The organism is Streptomyces dioscori, assembly GCF_003024195.1.
Taxonomy (GTDB): domain Bacteria; phylum Actinomycetota; class Actinomycetes; order Streptomycetales; family Streptomycetaceae; genus Streptomyces; species Streptomyces dioscori.
Window position 1 is genome coordinate 22,241 of the sequence record NZ_KZ679038.1, and the last position, 21,654, is coordinate 43,894.

Consider the following 21,654-nt stretch of genomic DNA (forward strand, 5'->3'; position numbering starts at 1 on the left):
ACAGACCACGCCGGGACCGCCGTGGACGTGGTCGAGCCGATCCCGGCCTCCGGGCCGCCGCACACCCAACGGAGCACCATGACGTCCGCATCCTCGATGACCGAGCCCTGGTCGGTCCTTGACCCGGCAGGTGGGCTCCGTCAGGACAGCCGGGTCCCGACCGGCGCGGAGGCCCTCGATCTCGGGGCCGCCTACCGGGCGATGGTCCTCGCACGCCGGGTCGACACGGAGGCCATCGCCCTGCAGCGGCAGGGCGAACTGGGGCTCTGGCCGTCGATGCTGGGCCAGGAGGGAGCACAGGTCGGGGCCGGGTTCGCGCTCAGGAAGCGGGACGTCGTGTTCCCCACCTACCGCGAGCACGCGGTCGCGTGGTGTCTCGGAGTGGATCCGGTGCACCTGCTCGGCCTCTTCCGCGGCACCACTCTGGGCGGCTGGGACCCCCGGGAACGCAACTTCAACCTGTACACCCTGGTCATCGGGGCGCAGACCCTGCACGCGGTGGGATACGCGATGGGTATCGTCCGCGACGGCGATGTGGGTACCGGGGACCCGGGCCGGGACCGCGCGGTCCTGGTGTTCCTCGGGGACGGCGCGCTGAGCGAGGGCGAGACGAACGAGGCGTTCGTGTGGGCCGCCGCCCAAAACCTCCCGGTTGTGTTCTTCTGCCAGAACAACCAGTGGGCGATCTCCGCGCCGTTCTCGGTGCAGAGCCGGGTCCCGGCCGCCGACCGTGCCAGCGGCTTCGGGTTCCCCGGCGTCCGGGTCGACGGCAATGACGTCGTCGCCTGTCACGCCGCCACCCACGAAGCCCTCGCGCACGCCCGCGCCGGCGGCGGCCCGACCTTCATCGAAGCCGTGACCTACCGGCGCAACCCGCACACGACGTCGGACGACGATCTGCGGTATCGCAGCGACTCCGAGAACGACGACTGGGCATCGCGCGACCCCCTCGACCGCCTCCGGGCCCATCTCACCGGCGCCGGCTCCTCGACGGAGACCGACGACGCCTTCCTGACCGAGCTCGAACAGGAGGAGCAGCGGCTCGCCGAGCGCCTGCGCAGTGGCTGCCGCACGCTGCCCGTACCCACGCCCGCCACGCCCTTCCTGCACACCCTTGCCACCATGCCCGCCGGCCTGGAACGGCAGATGACCGAGCACCTGGCCTTCGTGGCGGCCGGAGAAGGAGAACACCGTTGAGCACCGCTCTCGCCCACGCGCTCAACGCCGGCCTCCGTGACGCCATGAAGGCGGACGACAAGGTGGTGCTGATCGGCCAGGACATCGGACAGCTCGGTGGCGTCTTCCGGGTCACCGACGGGCTGCGGAAGGAATTCGGAGAAGACCGTGTCATCACCTCCCCGCTCGGCGAGGCCGGCATCGTCGGCAGCGCGATCGGGCTCGCCATGGCCGGATACCGTCCCGTCTGCGAGATCCAGTTCGACGGGTTCGTCTTCCCGGCCATGAACCAGATCGTCACGCAGCTCGCGAAGTATCGGCACCGCTCCGAGGGCGCCGTGAGCCTCCCCGTCGTCGTCCGCATCCCCGTCGGAGGCGGCATCGGGGCCATCGAGCACCACAGCGAGTCACCAGAGGCGTACTTCGCCCACACCCCCGGGCTACGGGTGCTCTGTCCCTCGGACTCCCAGGACGCCTACGACCTCCTCCGGCAGGCCGTCCGGTGCGACGACCCGGTGATCTTCCTGGAGCCCAAGCGCTCCTACTGGGCCAAGGGCGGCGTGGACCGGTCCGGCGGGGCGGCCGACATCGAGAGCGCACGCATCGTGCGTCCCGGAGGCGACCTGACCCTGGTCACGTACGGCGCACTTGTACCGGTCGCGATGAAGGCCGCCGGGATCCTCGCCGAGGAGGGCCGGAGCGTGGAGGTGATCGACCTGCGCTCGCTCTCGCCGATCGACGACGCCACGGTCGTGGCCTCGGTCCGGCGCACCGGCCGTCTGGTCATCGCGCACGAGGCCGCGCGGACGGGCGGCATCGCCGGAGAGCTCACCGCACGCGTACAGACCCAGGCGTTCTACGAGCTGGAGGCACCGGTTCTGCGGGTCACCGGCTACGACACGCCCTATCCGCCGAGCCGTCTGGAGGAGGACTGGCTCCCCAACGTGGACCGCGTTCTCGATGCATGCGATCTGAGCCTGACCCACTGACGTCCGTCCCGCCGCACGCAGGAGCACACCGTGACCTTCGCGACCACACACACCACGCAGACCATCCTGCTTCCCGACGTCGGCGAAGGCCTCACCGAGGCGGACATCGTGACCTGGCACGTCGCCGTCGGTGACACCGTCACCGTCAACCAGGTCATCGTCGACATCGAGACGGCCAAATCGGTCGTCGAACTGCCCTCGTCGTACGCGGGAGAGGTCGTCGAGCTCCTCGCGGCGGAGGGAGAGACAGCCGCGGTGGGCAGCCCGATCATCGCCATCCGCACGAACGAAGCCCCGCCCGCGTCGCCGGAGGGCGGGCACGTCCCCGGCCCACCGGAGAGCGCGGGCACCGAAGGGGACTCCGAACCCAGACTGCTCGTCGGCTACGGAGCGAGGGACTCGGGACACCGTCCCCGGCGCCGTACCCCGGCGGCGACCGTCACCGGGCCCGCGGCCGGGCCGGTCACCGAAGCCGCCGAGCCGACGAACGCGCAACTGCCCTCCGAGACGGCCGAATCGGCCAAGCCTCGCGCGAAGCCTCCGGTCCGCAAACTGGCGAAGGACCTGGGAGTCGACCTCGCCACCGTGTCGCCGACCGGCCCGGACGGCACCGTCCGCAGAGACGACGTGCTGCGCGCCTCGCAACAGCGGACCGCACTGTCCGCCGGCGCTGCGGCCCCCGGCGTACCGGCTTACGGCGCTCTGGCTCCCGGCGTACCGACCTCCAACGACCCGGTTCCCGACGTACCGTCTCCCGGCGTACCGGCAGCACACGCGCGCGGCCCGCTCGCCGTGGAGTCCCGGATCGCCATCAAGGGCGTCCGCAAACACACGGCCGCGGCCATGGTCGCATCGGCCTTCACCGCACCGCACGTGACCGAGTTCGTGACGGTCGACGTGACCAGGACCCTTGAGCTGCGCGACCTGGTCCAGCACAGGCGGGAGTTCCGCGAGACGAAGCTCAGCCCCCTCGCGTTCGTCGCCCGCGCCTACCTCCGGGCACTGCGCAGGACCCCAACGGCCGCCGCCCGCTGGGACGAGGCGGCGCAGGAGATCGTCGTACCGGCAGGGGTCAATCTCGGTATCGCGGCGGCAACCCCTCGCGGACTGATGGTCCCCAACATCAGGAACGCACACCTCATGGGACTCCAGGAGCTTGCCGCGGCCATCAACGACCTGGCCGTGACGGCACGGGCGGGGAAGACCGCGCCCCACGCGTTGACCGGGGGAAACACCACGATCACCAACGTGGGGGTGTTCGGGGTCGACACCGGCACACCGATCCTCAACCTCGGGGAGACAGCGATCCTCGCGGTGGGCGCCGTCCGTCGGCGACCCTGGGTGGTCGAGGACCACGCCGGAGAACGCATCGAGGCGCGCTCGGTCCTCCAGCTCGCGCTCTCCTTCGACCACCGGGTCATCGACGGACAGGAAGGCTCCCAACTGCTCGCCGACACCGCCGCGCTGCTGGCCGAACCCGGACTGGCGGTGCTGTGACGGGCGTCGGTCCTTCGGACGCAACGTCGACGAGCGCCGGCTCCCCGGAGATCCCCGGGCGCCCGGCGTCCGAGCACCGTTTCCGCTCCTCCTCCCCCTCCAAAACCGTCGTGTCCGCCCGATCCAGGCCACCACTTCAGGAGCAACGCCATGCCCGTCGACCGGATGCTGCCCACCCAGGAAGCCGCAGACCTCATCGACCTCGTCCGGGACATCGCCGACAACGAACTCGCACCTCTGGTGGAGCAGCACGAACGCGACAGCCGGTATCCCGAGGGCCTCTTCGCCCTGCTGGGCCGGGCCGGCCTGCTCGGTCTGCCCTACCCCGACCGGCTCGGAGGCGGCGGCCAGCCCTATGAGGTCTATCTGCAGGCCGTCGAGGAGCTCGCGGCGCGCTGGGCCGCCGTGGCCGTCGCCGTCAGCGTCCACACCCTGGCCGCCTTCCCCCTGCTCCACTTCGGCACCGAGGACCAGCAGGAGCGCTGGGCCGGGGACGTGCTGGACGGCAAGCTGATCGGCGGCTACAGCCTGTCCGAACCCCAGGCCGGATCCGACGCGGCCGCGCTGATCTGCCGAGCCGAACCCACTGCCGACGGCTACCGCATCAACGGCGCGAAGGCGTGGATCACGCACGGCGGCAGAACCGACTTCTACACCCTGTTCGCCCGCACCGCGGAGGGCCCCGAGGGGATCTCCTGCTTCTTCGCACCCGGCCGGTGCGACGGCCTCACGTTCGGCAGGCCGGAGGACAAGATGGGCCTGCATGCCATCCCCACCACATCCGCGTACTGGGACGACGCCGTGCTGGCAGCCGACCGGCGCATCGGTGGCGAGGGGCAGGGACTGCACATCGCCTTCAGCGCTCTGGATTCCGGTCGGCTCGGTATCGCCGCGTGCGCCACCGGCCTCGCCCAGGCCGCCCTGGACGCGGCGGTCGCCTACGCACAGGAGCGCAGCACGTTCGGCCGGCGGATCATCGACCACCAGGGGCTGGGTTTCCTGCTGGCCGACATGGCCGCCGCGGTCGACTCCGCCCGCGCCACCTACCTTGACGCCGCGCGACGCCGCGACGCCGGTCTGCCGTACACCCGCCAGGCAAGCGTGGCCAAGCTCGTCGCCACCGACGCCGCGATGAAGGTCACCACCGACGCGGTGCAGGTCTTCGGTGGATACGGGTACACCCGTGAGTACCCCGTCGAGCGGTACATGCGCGAAGCCAAGATCATGCAGATCTTCGAGGGAACCAACCAGATCCAGCGTCTGGTCATCAGCCGTCAGCTCGCCCGCTGAACGCTCCCGGGGGACAGCCATGCACATCGACGGGTCCGCGGCCCTGGTCACCGGAGCCGCCTCCGGGCTCGGTGCCGCCATCGCCGCCCACCTCGCCCGGTGCGGTGCGATCGTCCAATGCAGCGTCGGCCGCCGGTGTCCCGCATGCCCGGCGACGGGCCCACCCCACCGAATACGCGCGCCTGGTCGCCATGATCGCCGACCACGACTACCTCAGCGGCGAGGTCATCCGCATGGACGGCGCCCTCGCATGCCACCCCGCTGAAGAACGGCATCTCGCCGGAGCCGCGTAGTACCCCGGCACCGCGCGTCGCACCGACGGACGTGCAGGCAGATCCGGCAGATTCCTACGGATCGGGTGGCACGGCGACCGAAGCTCATGGACGGACACCGAGGCTCGGCTCAGATGTCGGTGCGGAGCATGGACGCGCCGGCCGGGGTGAGAGTGTGCAGGACGTTTCCGCCGTGCCGGCTGCTGATCAGCAAGCCCGCGCCGCGTAGTACCCCGGTGTGTTTGCTGACGGAGGACGAGGAGATCCCCGCCGCGCGGGCGATCTCCCCGGTGGTGGCGCCCGCTCCGGACGCCGCGACGCGCAGCACGGTCGTCCGGGTACGTCCGAGCAGTGCGGTCAGCGGGGTGGGCGAGGTGGACGGGGTCGCTGCGGCCGGTTCGTGCAGCAGGGGGTAGATCAGCACGGGCGGTAGCCGGGGGTCGGCCAGGCTGACCGGGTTGTCCCAGCAGAAGTAGGACGGTACGAGCCGGATGCCCCGGCCGCCCAGGTGCAGGTCCCGGTCCACGGCGTAGCGGACGTGGAGGACCGGGGGCTGCCAGCGCATGGCCGGTCCGAGTCCGGCCAGCATTCCCTGGATACCTCCATGGAGCAGTTCGCGGCAGGACGACGACCGCCCCGCTTCCAGATGGGCGTGGATCTGGTCGGCGAAGGGGCGTACGGCAACCTCGTGGTACGAGCGGATCGCGGCCACAAAGTCCCGGCGTTCCTGCGTGTCGGTCAGCCGTCGCACCCACGCCGGAGCTCGAACGTGCTGATGGAGCATGGCCAGTTCACGGTTCACCCGGCCGGAGGGTGTGGACACGATGGCGTCGAGTGCGGCGTCCAGTCCGTCGTCGGCACAGCTCGACCGGTCGGGCGTCAGGAAATCAGGAAAGTACCGGGCTCTCGGAAACAGTGGCAGAAGCACTTCGCGCACGACGCGGTCGAGTCTCTGCTCACGTAGTCGGGCGTGCGTGGTCCGGTACCACCCGGCGTATGCCCAACGGCCCGCGCGGGTCTGAAAGCGGTGCAGACTCGCGGCCACCTCCCAGAGCGCGTCAGGTGCCGTGGCCATCCGGGTTCTCGCCAGGTCAGCATCTGTGAAGTGAATTCGGAGCACGCCGTTCCCCCTTGTGACCACGGCTTTTTCCTCCTGGCGACACAGCATGGCCAGGCAGGACGGGCGCTGGCAATAGTGAAGGCGACCAAATCGAGCAGTAAGGGGGAAAGATGAGACGCATATTGGCCATGATCGCGGGAGTGGTTCTCCTGCTCGGCGCTATGGCCGGCACCTCGGCGGCCAGTTCGGCGAACGGCTCGGCAAACGGCTCCGAGGGTCAGAATCAGGTGGCGGCGACGGCATTCAAGTCGGTAAAGGTCGCCGCGGCACCTTCCGGATGCGGTTCGGGCAATTTCTGCTTCTGGCCGAACGCCGGTTACTCGCCGGCGGGTAATCCGGGTGAACTCTCGGGAAGGAACGCCGACTGGTCCGTCTTCAGTCGCAGCGCCTGTCCCAACGGCAACTGGGACAACTGCGCTTCCTCGGACTACAACAACGGAAACAGCTGCGAAGCCATCGTCTGGACCGGTAAGTCCTACTCGGGCAGCGCGGGCATCGTGTATCGCGGCACCGGTGGAGACTTCAACTCCACGTTCAACAACGCGGTCTCCTCGAACAGTTGGAGTACTGCTTCCGGCGGTACGAGCTCGGCATGCGGCGGCCCTGTGCCGTAGTCCCGGCGCTGGAAAGGCTCTGCCGCTCCAAGGTGGCTCCAAGGTGTCCGTGGGTGAGCGCCCCGCGGACACCGCGCCTCTCTCCTCCCCCGCCTTCCACCCGACGACCGAGAGGGTCCGGGCACCATGCGACTTGCTCTGCTCGCCTGCGCGGTGGCGGGCGTTCTCACGCTGAGCGCCTGCGGGACATCCGCCACCGACGGTGACGCCACCCGTGCCGAACTCACCAGCCTCGAACTCGACCTCCTCACCCGTTCCGGTACCTTCACCCGGACCAGCGTCGATCTCGCGAACGCAGAATCCGAGCTCATATCGGCCTGCATGACAGCGCAGGGATTCCGCTATCGCGCCGACGCATCCGCCCCGACGGCCGAATCCGACGAGGAACGCTCTCTGAACATGAAGGAGCGTCACGAACGTGGTTATGGTCTCGCCGCCCAGTACGGCGACGAAAAGGAAGCAGCCGGCATCGCCGCCAACGACGCCTATGTGGCAGGGCTTTCGAAGAAGAACGCCGACGCATACTCTGAAGCCCTGCGAGGAGACGCCACCGACTTCCGGGAGATGAGGTTCGAGGGTGGTCGGAACATCACCTTCTCGGCGCGTGGCTGCGAGGCACGGAGCCGTACGTCCCTTTACGGAAACCTGGACGACTGGGTGGCCATTGCCTACTTCCCGCAGAATCTCAACAGCGAGCTCACTCCCCGCGTGGAGAAGTCCCCGAAGTACCGCAAGGCCATGAACGACTGGCGGACCTGCATGCGAGGCCAGGGATACACCTATGCGTCCCCCGACGCGGCCTATGATCAGCTCAAGGCTGCCTACCGCGCGCAGGGCGTCACCACTGCCTTACGTGAACGGGAGATCGCCGTCTCGGTGGCGGACGGCGACTGCGGCGCCGAAGTCCACGTTCCCTCCACCGTCCTGGCCCTGCGACGCGCCTACGCTCAGTCGCTGCCCACCGCTGACAAGCTCCAGCTGCAGCGGCTCACGACCATCTGGAAGACGGCCGCCGACGGAATCCAGTGACGCCGTGAGAGTCCGGCCGCCTTCCCGCGCCGCCGATCTGCCGCACCTGCACCCCTTCACCAACGGCCCGGAGCGCGACCGCGCCTCCGTCGAGTCCGCTCTCCCCCTGCCCTGGCACAACGGCCGGCCTGCCCTCAGATGTTGATGGTGGCCGGCCCGCTCCTTGAGGGAACCTCGTCGTGTTCCTCCAGCAGCTCGCGCAGTCTGTCGGCCTCGGTGTGGCCGAGGACGTCGAGTATCGCGAGTGCCTCGTTCCACGCCCGGCGAGCCTCCTGCGGGGACGTGACGGCGAGTGCTTCACCCCGGTGGACGAGGGTGTCGGCGATCAGTGAGGCGTCGTTGAGGGCGCGGTAGTGGGCGAGCGCGTGGTCGAAGGCCTCCAGCGCCTCGTCGTGCTGTCCGAGGCGGTGGTGCGCGACACCCATGGTGTCCCAGGCCGCCGCCTCGATGTTCCTGTTCCCGGACCTGTTCGCGATGCGGACCGCGCGGCGGCAGTCCCCCAGCGCCTCCTCGTACTCGTGCAGGAGCAGGCGGGTCCAGGCCACTTCGTTGGTGACGCTCGCGATGCCGACGTAGGCCCGCGTCCTCGTGTACAGGGCGCAGGCGATCTTGTACTGCGCCAGGGCCTCGCGGTGGTCCTGCCGGACGTTCGCCAGGAATGCCAGGTACCGGTGGGTCAGCGCCGTGAAGGGCACGTCGCCCAGGTCGGTGAACAGTTCCAGCGCCCGTTCCAGGTGCGCGGCTCCCCGCGCGTGGTCGTTCGTCCGGACGTGGGCGAACCCGAGGACACGATGCATGTGGGCCTCGCCCAGTGTCTCCCCGAGCCGTTGCGCGCCCGCGAGTGCGGTGGTGTGCAGCTCGATCTGCTCCTCACGGCGTCCTCGCCGGTCGAGGACGAGTTCCAGGGTCGCCGCCATGCGCCAGGCGTGCGCGCCCGTGCCGTGACCGCTGTCCCGGGTGATCACCGCCTCCAGCGCCGGCATCTCCCGCAGGAGCCATTTCGCGGCACGGTCCGTGTCGGTGAACGACAGGACCTGTGTGCCGGGGGCGGCGTCGGGCAGCGGGAGAGGTTCCCGGTGCGTGTACAGCTGGGTGGCCGCGCCGCGCGCGCTGTGCAGGTAGTGGTCGAAGAGCCGGCGGCGGGCGTCCTCACGGGCTTCGGACGGGTCCTCGGCCAGGGAGAGCTCCTGGCTGAAGGTCCGCAGCAGTTCGTGCGAGCCGTAGAGACCGGGCGCGGGCTCCGTCCACAGGCTGGCACGGGTGAGCTCGGACAGCACAGGGCGCGTCTGCGCCGTCGTCAGCCCCGCGAGGCTCGCCACGGCCTGCACGGAGACGCCGTGGGGCGGACACATCCACAGCAGCCGGAAGAGCCCGGCCGCCTCCGGAGTCAGCGTGCGGTACGACCAGGAGAACACCGACCGGGGGTCGGTGGCCGGGTCCCCGACGGCGAAGACGCCGAGGTCGTCGCGGCTCTCCGCCAGTTCCGCGGCGATGTCCGCGAGGGGCGCGGACGGGTGGCCCTCCGCACGCGCGCACACGATCGCCAGGGCGAGGGGCAGCCGGCCGCACTGCTCGGCGATGCCGATCGCCGCCTGCCGGTCGGCGGCGACGCGGGACGCGCCCAGCCGCTTCGACATGAACTCGATGGATTCGGTGACGGTCAGGATGTCCAGGCGCAGGGAACGTGCTCCGTTGGCGGCGACGAGTCCGTGCAACTGCTCCCGGCTGGTGATCACCGTGACGCACGTCGGTGTCCCCGGCAGGAGAGGACGTACCTGTTCGGCGCTGCGGGCGTTGTCCAGGACCACCAGCACGCGCCGTCCGGCCAGCATGCTTCGGTACAGGGCGGCCTGGCCGTCGAGGCTCGGCGGGATGTCCTCGGCCGGTACGCCGAGTGCGTCCAGGAAGTAGCAGATCGCGGCCGTCGGCGTGAGCGCGACTCCCGCCGGGTCGTAGCCGCGCAGATTGACGTACAGCTGTCCGTCGGGAAAGTGCCGGGTGTTGCGGTGGGCCCAGTGCAGGGCGAGCGTGGTCTTCCCCACGCCCGGCGCGCCGCCGATCGCGCTGATGACGACGGCGGCCGGCGTGCCGCCGTCGGCCGGCAGCAGGTCACGCATCCAGTCGAGTTCGGCTCTCCTGCCGGTGAACGCGTGCAGGTCGGCGGGGAGTTGGGCGGGGCGTACGCCGGTGGCCGTCCGCCGGCCGTCCCCTGGACCCGCCCCCGGACTCGTAACCCGGCTCCCGCCTGGGGAGAGTTCGCCGCTGATGTCCGGCGCCTTCGGGTCGCCGGAGCGGGACGTCCTCGTCGGCACGACGGTGCCGCGCAGGACGCGGATCTGGGCCTCGCGCAGTTCGGAACCGGGATCGACACCCAGCTCGCTCGTGAGCCGGGACCGGACGACCTGGTAGTGGTCCAGGGCCTGGGCCGCCAGCCCCTCGGCGGCGAGGACGAGGACGAGCCGCGCCTGGAGGCACTCGTTCAGCGGTTCGCTCTCGGCCGCCCGTCTGACCAGCGGGAGCACCCTGGACGTGTCGCCCCCGGCCAGCGCCGCGTCGGCGGCGTCCCTGGCCGCGTGCAGATACTCGGCGTCGACTCCGGCGAAGACCGCATGGGAGTACGCCGTGCGGGGAAGCCCTTCCGCGGTCCGCCCCAGCCACAGGGAGAGCGCACGGACGAACAGACCGGTGGCTTCCGCGGGCCGCCCCGCGGCCGAGGCGGTCTGCGCCGCGTCCCGCAGTCTCCGGAACCTCAGCAGGTCCAGTGCCCCGTCCTCGGTGTTCAACCGGTAGCCGTCGGCCGCACGCACCAGGACACGGGCCTCGGTTCTGCTGGTCAGCTCCGGTTCGAGCAGTCTCCTCAGTGAACCGACGTGCCGGTGGACGACGTTGACCGCGTGCTCCGGCGGCTCCTCCTCCCATAAGGCGTCGACTATCCGGTGCAGCGGTACCGGCCGGTCCGACTGCACCAGAAGCAGTGCCAGCAACGACCGCTGCTTCGGTGGGCCCAGGCTGAGCTCCGTCGCGTGCCGCCAGGCCCTGAGAGGCCCGAGCACCGAGAAGCGCAGTGCGACGTCCGTCGTGGGCTGGTTCTCGGGGCTCACTTCTGGTTCTCCCTACAGGTGATCGTCCGGTGGTCACTGGCCCTGGCGAGGGCGCGAAGCGCGCCGCTCATGCACAGGTACGGAGCAAGATCCTCAAGCCCTCACCCGGTTGCCTCCCCGTGGCACGGCGGTGACGGACCGGAGACACTCTTTACGTGATTTCGACATCCGTACGTGATCCCGACATCGGGCGGCCTCCCCGACACCGTGGGCCGCCGACGGGCGACCGCGCCCCACACTCTGCGCGACCCGGTCGGGTGGACGCCGGACCCGGCCATTTGCGGCCAGTCGCGAAGAAAACGCGCTCGGCGGTCAAGTCCGGCTCTGCGTGGGCCCGTACGCCGAAGGGCCCCACTCGCACGAGTGGGGCCCTTCGGTACGTTTCGGCGTGTGTTCGGGAGTGGTGCGGGGTCAGTTCCCCGCCGACGAGCGCCGGTTGCGCAGAGCGCGCAGTGCCAGGTGACGACGTGACCTGACCGTGCCCGCCGGCACGTCCAGGATGCGTGCGGTCTCCTCCACGCTGCATCCGTAGATGTAGAGGTAGACGAGCACCTTGCGGTGGTCCGCCGAAACGCCCCGCAGCAGGGAAACGGCCTCCATGGCCGCGTGCGCCGGTTCGGTGTGGTCCTCCTGGGCCGGGTCCCCGCTCTCGGTGGTCACCGTCTCGTGCCGGGCGTAGGCACTTCGCGACCGGTCGATGATCAGGTTCCGCGCGACCTTGAACAGCCAGCCGCGTACGGACCCTTCCCGGCTGAGGAGTCTGTCGGCGTGATGCCACGCCTTGACGAACGTCTCCTGGACGATGTCCTCGGCGAGATGGTGGTCCGAGAGCAGTCTGTGCGCGTAGGCGAGGAGCGCGTCCCTGTGCTGCTCCACCAGGCCGTCCACGAGGTGGGGAGCCGGCGAGGTCGTCGATGGAGCGATGCCCGCGAGTAGCGTCATGGTGGCTTGTTCCTGGTTCTGTGTCGCACCGGTGCTCCGTCCGGACAGGCGGGGGACTGTCCGGACGCGGAAGCACACGGGGAGGGATCTGGTTTCGGGACCGACCGTAGGCAAGGGCCAGTGCCGAAAGAGTGACGAGCGGGCCACCGCGGCCGTCACTTCCCACCATCGTCCCGCGGTCTCACCCCTTCGCCGCGGGCACGGTCCTTCCGCGGTCGCTCCGGGGGATGTCCGCCTTGATCGCGAACCACACCCCTCCCACGCCCTGCCCGTTGGTGTCCCCGGGCTTCTTGTCGCCCTTGAAGGTGTACGCGGGCCAGCAGTTGAAGGACTCCTGCCGGCCTCCGCCCGGAGTGGTGAACGGGAACAGAACCCGGGGATCGAGCCCCGCTGCCTTCGCGTCCGCCGCCGTGACGGGCTCGCTGGGTGTCCACTTCTCCAGGCACTTCGCGTCACAGGCCGTCTTCATCGGCCAGGGCGTGTCCTTCGTGAACAGGTACAGCGTCCGGCCGTTCCTGTCCTGCAGCACCCGGCCGAGCCCGGGGCTGTTCAGGACGCCCAGGGCGGGCCGCTCGGTGCCCGCTCTCGTGCCGTCCGGAGCCGCGGCGTACCAGGTGTCCTTGATGCCCTGCCCGGCCGTGTCACCTTTTTTGCCGGGAGCGTAGGTGTAGAGGGGCTTGCCGGCGATGGTCATCTGCTCGACCCCGTCGGCACGGGTGATCGAGCCCAGTAGTTTCTGTGCCACCCCCTGGGCGGTTGCCGGTTCCCGCGCGGGGACCGGCAGCCAGGTCGTCGCGCACGCGTCCGTGCAACTCGACTTGCCGGGGCGGCTCTCGTCCGCCCTGGAGACGTACACGGTGCTGCCCTTCGAGTCGACCACGACGGAGCCGAGTTCCTCGTCCTGGCGAACGGAGATGCCCTGGGAGCTCAGGGGCACCGCCGGCTCCTCGACCACCTCCAGCTCGAACTTCCCCGACGGCTTCTCCCCGGCCTGTGTCGCACCCCCCTCGCCGGGCCGGTCGGCGCCGCAGGCGGACAGGGCCAGGGCGAGCACCATGGCGCCCGCGGCGACAGCGGTCCTCCGGTGGTTCCCGTGCAGATGCATGGCGTTGTGCGTGCGGCTGTACGTGTGGCTGTACGTGTTCATGACCTTCCTCGCTTCGTCCGTACACGGCACCCCACCCCGAGGTGCCGAGGTGCCGAGGTGCTACTGGGTGGCGAGGAAGAGGTAGTCGGCGGTGTAGGGCACCTTGGCCGTGGGGTGGGCACCGGCGTCGCAGGTGCCGGCCGGGGCCACCCCGCCTTCGGTGTTGAGCCGCAGGACGGTCTGCGTCTTGGCCAGGAGCCCCTTGTCCGCACCCGTCTGCGTCGCCTTCAGGATGAGCTCGGGGATGTTGCCCTCGCCGTTGTCGAACTTGTTGAGAACGCTGCCGGTGACGGAGGAGCCGTCGGGCGCGATCCACTGCGGCGGCCCCGTGGGGCCGGGCTTGGCGAAGGTGTGGTCGATGTCGCCCTGGAGGGTGGCTTCGACGTTGTCCTGGGTGAACGCGTAGGTGCCGTCGGGCTGCTTGGTGCAGGCGTAGACCTGGGACCCCTTGACGACCCCGCGCAGGGCCGAGTCCCGGATCGTGCCCGGCAGATCGACACGGCCGGGGAGGGCGAACGCCTGGCCGCGGACGGCGCCACCGGGGAACTCGCCGGTGTGCAGGTTGAAGTAGAACTTCTCGGGGTGGGCCTTGATGTCACGCAGCAGTGCGGCGTCCTTCACCTTCACGGTGCCGTAGACGTGCTTGCTGCCGTCCTTGAGCTTCTCGGTGAAGAACGGGATCTTCACATCGCCGTTGACTCCCCGCCCGCCCTGGTGCAGGTGCGCCAGGGTCGGAGTGTCCGTACCGCTCCACGCCAGCGCGAAGGACACGTCCTGGCCCTGGACGCGCATGAGCGCCACGGCGCGGCCGTCCTTGTCCCCGACCGCCGGCTTGCCCTCCACCGGCACCTCGTTGTCGCCGGTGAGGACCGAGGCGAAGAACGTGGCCCCGGCCGCGTCCTTGCCGTAGCGGCCGATCGCCCCCGCAGCCTGCGCGGAGTCCGCCGACGCGTGCCCGCCCGCCGACTCGTGGGCCGCGCCGCCCGCGTCGATGTCGTCGCCGTTGCAGGCGGTCAGCATCAGGGCGCCGGTCAGAGCGGACGTGGCGATCAGTGCGAAACGCTTGCTGTTCATGAGGTGTTGCCTCCCCGTGGGTGTCACCGCGGGTGGGTCCGCGGTCCGACACCTGAGACACGGGATACTCCTGCGCTCCGGGTCACCCGGTGACAGTCCTGAGACATTCCTGGAACCGGCCGGGACCAATTCGGCAGCCGCCGGCTCCTCAACGGGCTGTCGTAGAGCGTTCAGGCTCCGGGCGTACCGCGGCGCATGAGTGGGGCACCCCCATCGACTTGGGTACATCTCACACCGGGATCTGAGTATGAGACCCGGGACGCGGAGCCGATCCTGTGCCTAATATCGCCACGCACCGGGAAGATCGGGCGTGGTTTGCACGAGCCCCGAGGCGAAAGACGACCGGGGGTAAACCATGGCAAACATTCATGAAGCACGCCGAACTGCCGCGATGGGGACGGCCGTTGCGTTGGCTGTCGCCGTCCTTGCCGCCTGTGGCGGGGACGGTACCGCTTCGGAGAAGACGGACAGGGGCGGTAAGGGATCGGCGAGTACCGACGCCGGGGGGCCGGTCAAGAGCAGCCCGTCCGGGGGCCCGAGCCCGGACGGGAAAGCGAGCGGCGAGCCCACCGGATCCACGACGGACCCGCAACAGAGTGCTGACGCCTACGACTTCACACCCGACCCCGAGAAGGTCCCCGAGAACGCTGCGCAAGCACGCAAGCTGACCCGGAACGCTTCACTGGCCCCGGCTGACTGGACGCCCGGCATGGTGAAGCACGACCCGTACGAGACGGCGGGTACCTGGCCGGTTCTCGCCGATTCCTGCGTCTGGTCGCGCGCCGGCCTGCCGCAGCACGTCCTGGACAGCTACATCCGCCGGATCGACGTACCGGCGAAGGACGGCAAGGGCCGTGTGCGGGGTTCGGTGACGGTGACGATCCACCGGACGGCCGAGGACGCCGACCGGGAGATGAAGGACACGGTCCAGGAGAGTTTCCGCTGCCCGGGGCAGGACCTGGGCGGCGGACAGCGGCTGGACGGCCTGATGTCGATGCACCTGGACCAGAAGGACATCAAGAACGCGGACGCCACACTGTTCGAGGCGGGCAAGTACACCGGAGGCGGTTCGGGCGGGACACAGGAGTACGTGTGGACGAAGTCCCGTATCGGCCCGGTGACGACGGCCGTCTCGGTCAAGGGGGCCCGGGGGTACGAGACCACGGACCTCATCCGGCTGGCGGCCGAGGCGGGCGCCAAGCTCCTCTACCGGGTCGAGACGGAGCTGAAGTGACCGTGCCCGGCAGGCACCCGGCGCCTGACGGGGCCGGCCACCGCCATGAACCGATCCCCCACGGGCCGACCGCCGCCAGATGACCACGCTCAGATCTCCGGGACGTCACCGCTGATGGAACCACTCCACTCCTCCGATCCGGCCCACATAGCCGGCTACCGCATCCTCGGCCGGCTCGGCGCCGGCGGAATGGGCGTGGTCCTGCTGGGCCGCTCCCAGGGCGGCGCGCTCGTCGCGATCAAGCTGATCCGGGCCGAGTACGCCGACGACGCCGCCTTCCGTGCCCGCTTCCGCCGTGAGGTGTCCATCGCCCGGCAGGTCCGCAACCGCTGGGCGGTGCCGGTGGTGGATGCGGACACGGAGGCGGCGGCGCCCTGGCTGGCGACCGAGTTCGTGCCCGGCCCGGCGCTGAGCGACGCGGTCGGAGCCGGGACGCCGTTCCCGGAGCACAGCGTGCGGGCCCTCGGCGCGTTGCTCGCCGAGGCACTGGAGGCGGTACACGCGGCGGGGATGGTGCACCGGGACGTCAAGCCGGGCAACGTCCTGCTCGCTCTGGACGGGCCTCGGCTGATCGACTTCGGTATCGCCCGCGCCTTGGACGACACCGTTCTCACCGCGACGGGCACCGTCGTCGGTTCCCCCGGCTTCCTCTCCCCCGAGCAGGCCCAGGGCCGCCGGATCGGACCGCCCAGCGACATCTTCTCGCTGGGCTGTGTCCTGGCATACGCGGCGACCGGCCGCCGTCCGTTCGGCAGCGGCCCGGTCGACGCGATGCTGTTCCGTACGGTCTACGACCCGCCGGACCTCGACGGCATACCCCAGGCTCTGCTGCCCGTCGTCCAGGCATGTGTGTCCAAGGACGCGGAGTCCCGGCCGACGGCCGCGCAGATCCGGACGCAGTGGACGCGGTGGACACAGGACACGGCCGGGCGGGGCTGGCTGCCCGCCCCGGTGACCCATCTGATCGCGGCACGTTCCACGCAGATGCTGAGCCTCCCGGACATCGAGTCGACTCAGTTCGCGGCGCCCCGGGACGACGCGGACACCCGTCCCGTACAGCCCGGAGCCCCCGCGCCCGGCCGGCGCCGCTTCCTGACCTACCTGGCTGCGGGCGGCGCGGTCGTCGCAGCAGGCGGGGCGACTGCAGCGTGGCTCACCGGAGTGGGTGACGACGGCCAGACCGGTTCGGACGGTGACCGAAGCACTGGTTCGGACGGCAACGGCGACCGGGCGAAAACCCGCCCGGTGCTGGGCATCGGGTTGCAAGCGGATCTGAGCGGCGCGCAGAGCGCCCGGGGCAAGGCACAACAGCAGGGAGCTCAGTTGGCGGTCGAGGCGCACAACGCGCGCTCGGACGCCCCCTTCAGCCTGAAGCTGACCATGGTCGACGACCGAGGTGACGAAGCGCGGGCGCTGACCGCCGCCCGCCGGTTCACGGACGACACCTCGGTGGTCGCCGTCCTGGGTGCGACGAGCACACAGACGGCGGGCGCGGTGCTGAGCGCGTACGACGAGGCCGCCCTGTCGGTGATCAGCGTGACGGACGGGGACACCCGGCACATCAACCGGGTGTTCCAGTGTGCCCGGCCGAACGACGCCATGCAGATGGTCGCCGTCTCCAGCTACCTCGGGATCCACGATCTGGACGACATCGCCCTCGTCGACAACGAGACGGAGTACAGCCGCCAAGTCACCCGCTTCCTCAGCGAGGGCCTGCGCACCGGCGGCGACCGGACCGTCCTCGCCGAAACCTTGCCGCTGGACAGCGACGACCACGAGGCCCGCGCCCGGCAGATGGTGGCGAAGCGGCCCGGGGCCGTGGTCCACGGCGGGGACTGGCAGGATGCCGCCCGCTTCGCCCGCGCCCTCGCGAAGACCGGCTACCGGGGCCCGAAGTTCGCCACCCAGGCCGCCCACGACCCGCGGTTCCTGCGCGAGGCGGGCGCCGCGGGCGACGACTGGCTGATCGTGTCCACGGCGGTCGACCCGTCGGCCGTGCGCTCGGCGGGCGCCTTCGGGAAGGCGTTCCGCGCCCGCTTCGACACGGCGCCGCCGCTGTTCGCCGCCGAGGCGTACGACGCGGTCCGGCTGATCATCGCCTGCGTGGAGGGCCTGGACAGGAAGAGCGTGTCCCGCCAGGACCTGGTGCCGGTGCTGCGGACAACCACGTTCACAGGGGTGTCCAAGCCGTACGCCTTCAACAAGGAGAACGGCTGGTACACGGGCGACCAGGGCGTCTTCCTCTACCGGGTGGAGAACGGCCAGTTCCGCTTCCTGGGCACAGACCCCGCGAAAGCCTGAGCAGGCTTCCGGGGAGGGATGGGTCGCGTCGTTCGCCATCCCAGGATGGCTCGTTGGCACTGACGGGAGTTACGCGTCCAGCGCCGGCGGTGCCGAAGGCTGCGGCGGCGACATCCCTGGAAGCGCGGGCGTGATTCTGTCCTACTCCAGCCCGCGCTTGCCCGGTGTCCAGAACGGCTTGGTGAGTACCGCCCGTCGGTCCCAGCCGGCCTCTCGCACGAGCACCTGCCGCACGTGCTGCACGGTCCGTGCCTCCCCGGCGACGTACGCGATCCCGCCCGGCTCGGGGGCGAGGCGTCGCACCGCCTCCGGGAGCGAAGTGCCATTCCTGATGATCCAGTCGAGGCGGTCCGCGTACGGCAGGGGGAGCCGGTCGGCTGCCGTCTCCGTTTCGATGCAGCCGGAGATTCGCGCCCCGTCAGGCAGTGCGCCCAGCATCGCACCGAAGGCCACCGAAGCCGTTTCCTCGCCGACGAAGACATGGTGCGCGGCGTCGGGCCGCAGCGTGAACGTCCCTTCGGGCTTGCGCATTCGGACCCGGTCGCCGACGGTGGCGCTGCTCCCCCACCGTGCTCCGGGGCCACCCCCGGGGTGACCCAGTACGCACAGTTCGACGGCGCCCTCCGGGTCGTAGTGCCGGATCGAGTACGTGCGCAGCGTCAGGCCGTCGCCGACCATGACCCTCACCTGCTGTCCGGGGCGGACACTCAGCCCGGACAGGCCCTCGCCCTCGACGCGTATGCGGCGGAGCCGGGCGGCGACAGGTTCGGTCTCGGTGACCGTGCCCTGAAGCGTCAGCAGGTCCAGGAGGGGGGAGAGCAGGGCAGCCATGGGGCTCCTCGGAAACTCGTCGATGCGGTGGGCGCTGAAGGCCAACTTCGGACTTCGAACCGAACGCGACACTATCGCGTTTCTCCGCACACGCGATAGTGCTCGTTTAGGTGATTGGCCGCGACCGACTACGCCGAGCTCCTCCGAGGCCGCGATCACTGGACCGACCGTGAACAGCAGCGGGATCGCATCCACACCGGCTATGGGCCAGCGGGCCAGCGGGCCAGCAGGCCAGCAGGCCAGCAGGCCGCCCAGGAAAGCAGCGGATGGTGCGGTCACCTGCAGGGCGGCAACCTGCCCGGGTGCCTGGGGATGCGCGCTGCGTCAGTCGCCGCCCCCGAGGTCACCGCTGCCACCTGCGCCGTGCGTGTCCGCGTCCGTGCCCGTGTCCGTGTCCGTGTCCGTGTCCGTGTCCGCCAAACCGTCGATGTCGTCGTCGACGTCTTTCCATCCCTTGCGGGAGCGGGGCGACCGGGCGGAACCGCGGTGGCCCGCACCGGACCTCCCCTCGCTCCGATCAGGGGCGAAGAACACGGATCGCGAGACCCTGAAGCCGGTCTCCGCAGACTCGTCGGCCAGCGCCTGCGCGACGGCGACGCGACAACGGCGGGTGAATCTGGGCCAGGGGCGCGACATCTCCGGCGGCCACAGTCCCGCCAGAGGCGCCAGGGCGGCCCACACCGCCATCCACACGGTCGTCCACCACCCTGGGTCCTGGTCGGGCAGCCCCGGCACACCGTGGCGCGCGATCATGGCGTGCATGGACATGCCGAACGCCACCGTGACGGCGGCGGTCGCAGCAGGCACGCGGTATCTGCCGAATCGTTCGCGCAGGGGGGCGCGACGCGACTCCAGGACCGTCCGGAACCTCTCGAAGCGCGGGTCGGTGCGGAGTTCGAGGACCGTGGCGCTCCCGCGTCGGCGCAAACCGGCCACGAGTGCGGCGAGAACCGGGTCCGCGAGTGACCGGGGCCGCCCGGGCATCAGGGTGACCCGGCCGTCCTTGTCGACCTCGGCGTCCCCGGCCGTGATCAGCAGGCGTACGGCCACTTCGGCGGCGTACCACTCCTGTTGTGCCGGCGCGTTCTCACGGGAGCTGCCGAGCCACCAGGCCGCCTGGATCGGGTCCACCTCCACGCCGTCGCTCTCCTTGAGGAACCGTCGCTCGGATCGTGTCCGCTGCCGGAAGGACAGGAACAGCGCCCCGTTGAATCCGGTGTACGCCAGCAGCCAGCCGGCGGCGATCCACGCCATCCCCTCGCTCATATCAGTGACCCCGTTCCCCGCCCGGTGACCTCCGGCGGTTCCGCTCGACTCGCACGACGGCCTCCTCGGAGGGCGTCCGACCGGCCGTTGGGCCGGTGCGCCTGCCGGTCATTCCCCACGTGAGACACGGCCAACTCCTCGACGACGGCAGTGCGTTGTGTGGCACAGCCTGCGGGCCTGGCGTCCATCCTGCTGCGACCGGGTGTCCCCGGCCGGTTCAAGTCGGGGCGTCTGAACAGTCGGACGCGAGGTCGGCACCATGCCATCGGTGACGACCAGCGCCGGGCGGTGGTCAGGCGTCCGCGACCTGGCCGGGCCCGGGACGGACGGGGCACGAGCCGGCATGGGGCGCGGAACCGACGCCGTACGGTGAACCGGCGCTCAGCACGGTCGGAGTGCCCCTGTGGTGTTCGTCCGACGGCGGGGTGAAGGCGACGTCGAGGCGGGTGAGCCCGCGGAAGTTGAGGCTGCGCTGCCACTGCGGGGCCGCGCCGTCGAGCCGCAGGCCGGGAAGCCGGGTCAGGAGTGTCTCCAGAACGATCGCGCCTTCCAGGCGGGCCAGGGCCGCGCCCAGGCAGAAGTGCGGACCGTGCCCGAATGACATATGCCGTGCGCCGGGCCGTTCGAAGTCCAGCACATGGGGATCGGGAAACACGGCCGGGTCCCGGTTCGCGGCGCCGCCCACCAGAAGCACTGTCTGGCCTTCGGTAATGGTGCGGCCCGCCAGGTCCAGGTCTCGGCGCGCCCGGCGCAGCATCAGCTGTACCGGGGCGTCGTAGCGCAGGAGTTCCTCGACCGCTGCGGGCATCAGATCCGGTCGGCTGCGCAGTTGGTCGGCCGCGTGCGGGTGGCGGAGCAGGGCGAGGGTGGCGTTGCCGATGAAGTGCGTGGTGGTCTCGTGGCCGGCGATCAGGAGGAGGGCGCAGTTGGCAAGGAGTTCGTCGAGGTCCTGGTCGGTGTTCTCGGCCTGTGCGCCCACCAGGGCACGCAGTGTGTAGGGGGACGGCGGGATGTCGCGGCGGCTGAGGAGCTCCCGGAAGTAGGCGAGCATGTCGGTCATGCTCTGCGAGGCCTCGCGGTTGCGGTCGGCGTCCAGCCGGGAATTGCCTATGGCCTCGGCGATCGGCTCGGACCAGGAGGCCAGGGCGGGGCGGTCCTCCTCCGGTACGTCGAGGAGGTCGCAGATGATCGTGAGAGGCAGGGGGCGGGCGAGGTCCGCGACGATGTCCATCCGCCCGGCCGGCACCGCCCCGGTGATGATCCGGTCGACGGCTTCGACGATCCGGCCGCGCAGTGTCTGCACTGCCCGAGGGGCGAAGGCCTTGCTGATCAGAGCCCGTAGCCGGGGGTGGTCGGGGGCGTCGTTGTAGAGCATCTGCCTGCTCAGCACCCGGGCCAGCGGCCGCAGTTCCTCGGGGACGTCCTCGATGTCGGGGTAGCGCACCGAGGACAGCCCCGGGTCACCGGCCGCTTTGCTGACCACTGCGTGCCCGGTGGCGACCCACGCGCGCAGGGTGCGGTCCCAGAACAGGTCGTCGTTGCTCCGCAGCTCTTCGTAGAAGTCGTAGAAACGCTCTTGGACTTGGGGCCGAAAGGCACGCAACAACGAGGTGGGGGTGCTCATCGGCTCAGGCTAGACGGTCCGCGTATCCGGGCCGGGGCCGAGAAGTCCCCAGCTCACGAGTTAGTAGGCGATTGCGTACTTTCACCGAAGCCCTCGGATCCAGCGTGCGGCAGCGTTGCCACCGGGCCATGGATGCCTCCGAGGTGA

Annotated in this window: 17 protein-coding genes; 9 read left to right on the plus strand and 8 right to left on the minus strand. The window is 70.4% G+C overall.

The annotated features are described in order from the left end of the window. Positions 1 to 78: 78 nt before the first annotated feature. The 5 genes from C6Y14_RS00130 (at position 79) to C6Y14_RS00155 (ending at position 5,245) form a co-directional block, all read left to right on the plus strand. The gene (locus C6Y14_RS00130) at positions 79 to 1,197 is read left to right on the plus strand and encodes a thiamine pyrophosphate-dependent enzyme (protein ID WP_107015089.1); all 1,119 of its coding nucleotides are present in this window, start codon (positions 79 to 81) and stop codon (positions 1,195 to 1,197) included. Next, on the plus strand, positions 1,194 to 2,165 hold the full coding sequence (locus tag C6Y14_RS00135) for an alpha-ketoacid dehydrogenase subunit beta (protein WP_107014356.1): 972 nt from the start codon (positions 1,194 to 1,196) through the stop codon (positions 2,163 to 2,165). The genes C6Y14_RS00130 and C6Y14_RS00135 overlap by 4 nt, the downstream gene beginning before the upstream one ends. 30 nt (positions 2,166 to 2,195) lie before the next feature. Beyond that, positions 2,196 to 3,662, plus strand: coding sequence for a dihydrolipoamide acetyltransferase family protein (locus tag C6Y14_RS00140; protein WP_199854576.1), 1,467 nt, complete (start codon positions 2,196 to 2,198; stop codon positions 3,660 to 3,662). A 150-nt stretch (positions 3,663 to 3,812) separates the two neighbouring features. Then, positions 3,813 to 4,952 carry an acyl-CoA dehydrogenase family protein gene (locus C6Y14_RS00145; protein ID WP_107014357.1) on the plus strand — a complete coding sequence of 380 codons (1,140 nt, stop codon included), beginning with the start codon at positions 3,813 to 3,815 and terminating at the stop codon, positions 4,950 to 4,952. A 104-nt stretch (positions 4,953 to 5,056) separates the two neighbouring features. Then, entirely contained in the window at positions 5,057 to 5,245 is a 189-nt protein-coding gene (locus tag C6Y14_RS00155) for a hypothetical protein (protein ID WP_107014358.1), read from the plus strand. A gap of 109 nt (positions 5,246 to 5,354) precedes the next feature. On the opposite strand, the gene C6Y14_RS00160 is transcribed toward C6Y14_RS00155, so the two are convergent. Then, positions 5,355 to 6,161 (minus strand): ArsR/SmtB family transcription factor, encoded by an 807-nt coding sequence (locus C6Y14_RS00160; protein WP_318658044.1) that lies wholly within the window; start codon positions 6,159 to 6,161, stop codon positions 5,355 to 5,357. Positions 6,162 to 6,454: 293 nt separating this feature from the next. Here C6Y14_RS00160 and C6Y14_RS00165 point away from each other — a divergent pair, with 293 nt between their 5' ends. Beyond that, positions 6,455 to 6,958, plus strand: coding sequence for a peptidase inhibitor family I36 protein (locus tag C6Y14_RS00165; RefSeq protein ID WP_107014360.1), 504 nt, complete (start codon positions 6,455 to 6,457; stop codon positions 6,956 to 6,958). Between the two features lie 126 nt (positions 6,959 to 7,084). Continuing rightward, positions 7,085 to 7,987, plus strand: coding sequence for a hypothetical protein (locus tag C6Y14_RS00170; protein WP_107014361.1), 903 nt, complete (start codon positions 7,085 to 7,087; stop codon positions 7,985 to 7,987). A gap of 134 nt (positions 7,988 to 8,121) precedes the next feature. Here C6Y14_RS00170 and C6Y14_RS00175 read toward each other — a convergent pair whose 3' ends face one another. From C6Y14_RS00175 to C6Y14_RS00190, 4 genes are all read right to left on the minus strand, one after another. Further along, entirely contained in the window at positions 8,122 to 11,088 is a 2,967-nt protein-coding gene (locus C6Y14_RS00175; protein WP_225890810.1) for an AfsR/SARP family transcriptional regulator, read from the minus strand. A gap of 411 nt (positions 11,089 to 11,499) precedes the next feature. Beyond that, a complete protein-coding gene (locus C6Y14_RS00180) occupies positions 11,500 to 12,030 on the minus strand; it encodes a sigma-70 family RNA polymerase sigma factor (RefSeq protein ID WP_107014362.1) in 531 nt (176 codons plus the stop codon). Between the two features lie 181 nt (positions 12,031 to 12,211). Then, positions 12,212 to 13,177: an SCO0930 family lipoprotein gene (locus tag C6Y14_RS00185; protein ID WP_107014363.1), complete on the minus strand. Its 966-nt coding sequence runs from the start codon at positions 13,175 to 13,177 to the stop codon at positions 12,212 to 12,214. Positions 13,178 to 13,237: 60 nt separating this feature from the next. Continuing rightward, positions 13,238 to 14,251 (minus strand): CHRD domain-containing protein, encoded by a 1,014-nt coding sequence (locus tag C6Y14_RS00190; RefSeq protein ID WP_107014364.1) that lies wholly within the window; start codon positions 14,249 to 14,251, stop codon positions 13,238 to 13,240. A gap of 355 nt (positions 14,252 to 14,606) precedes the next feature. Here C6Y14_RS00190 and C6Y14_RS00195 point away from each other — a divergent pair, with 355 nt between their 5' ends. Both C6Y14_RS00195 and C6Y14_RS00200 read left to right on the plus strand, forming a co-directional pair. Next, entirely contained in the window at positions 14,607 to 15,485 is an 879-nt protein-coding gene (locus tag C6Y14_RS00195; RefSeq protein WP_404828697.1) for a hypothetical protein, read from the plus strand. Positions 15,486 to 15,599: 114 nt separating this feature from the next. After that, positions 15,600 to 17,786 carry a bifunctional serine/threonine-protein kinase/ABC transporter substrate-binding protein gene (locus tag C6Y14_RS00200; protein ID WP_107014366.1) on the plus strand — a complete coding sequence of 729 codons (2,187 nt, stop codon included), beginning with the start codon at positions 15,600 to 15,602 and terminating at the stop codon, positions 17,784 to 17,786. Between the two features lie 141 nt (positions 17,787 to 17,927). Here C6Y14_RS00200 and C6Y14_RS00205 read toward each other — a convergent pair whose 3' ends face one another. The 3 genes from C6Y14_RS00205 to C6Y14_RS00215 all read right to left on the minus strand — a co-directional run bounded on the left by C6Y14_RS00205 (position 17,928) and on the right by C6Y14_RS00215 (position 21,507). Further along, the gene (locus tag C6Y14_RS00205) at positions 17,928 to 18,617 is read right to left on the minus strand and encodes a siderophore-interacting protein (protein ID WP_107014367.1); all 690 of its coding nucleotides are present in this window, start codon (positions 18,615 to 18,617) and stop codon (positions 17,928 to 17,930) included. Positions 18,618 to 18,941: 324 nt separating this feature from the next. Then, positions 18,942 to 19,883 (minus strand): hypothetical protein, encoded by a 942-nt coding sequence (locus C6Y14_RS00210; RefSeq protein WP_159074128.1) that lies wholly within the window; start codon positions 19,881 to 19,883, stop codon positions 18,942 to 18,944. A gap of 292 nt (positions 19,884 to 20,175) precedes the next feature. Beyond that, complete coding sequence (locus C6Y14_RS00215) at positions 20,176 to 21,507, minus strand: cytochrome P450 (RefSeq protein ID WP_107014369.1); 1,332 nt, start codon at positions 21,505 to 21,507, stop codon at positions 20,176 to 20,178. Positions 21,508 to 21,654: the final 147 nt, after the last annotated feature.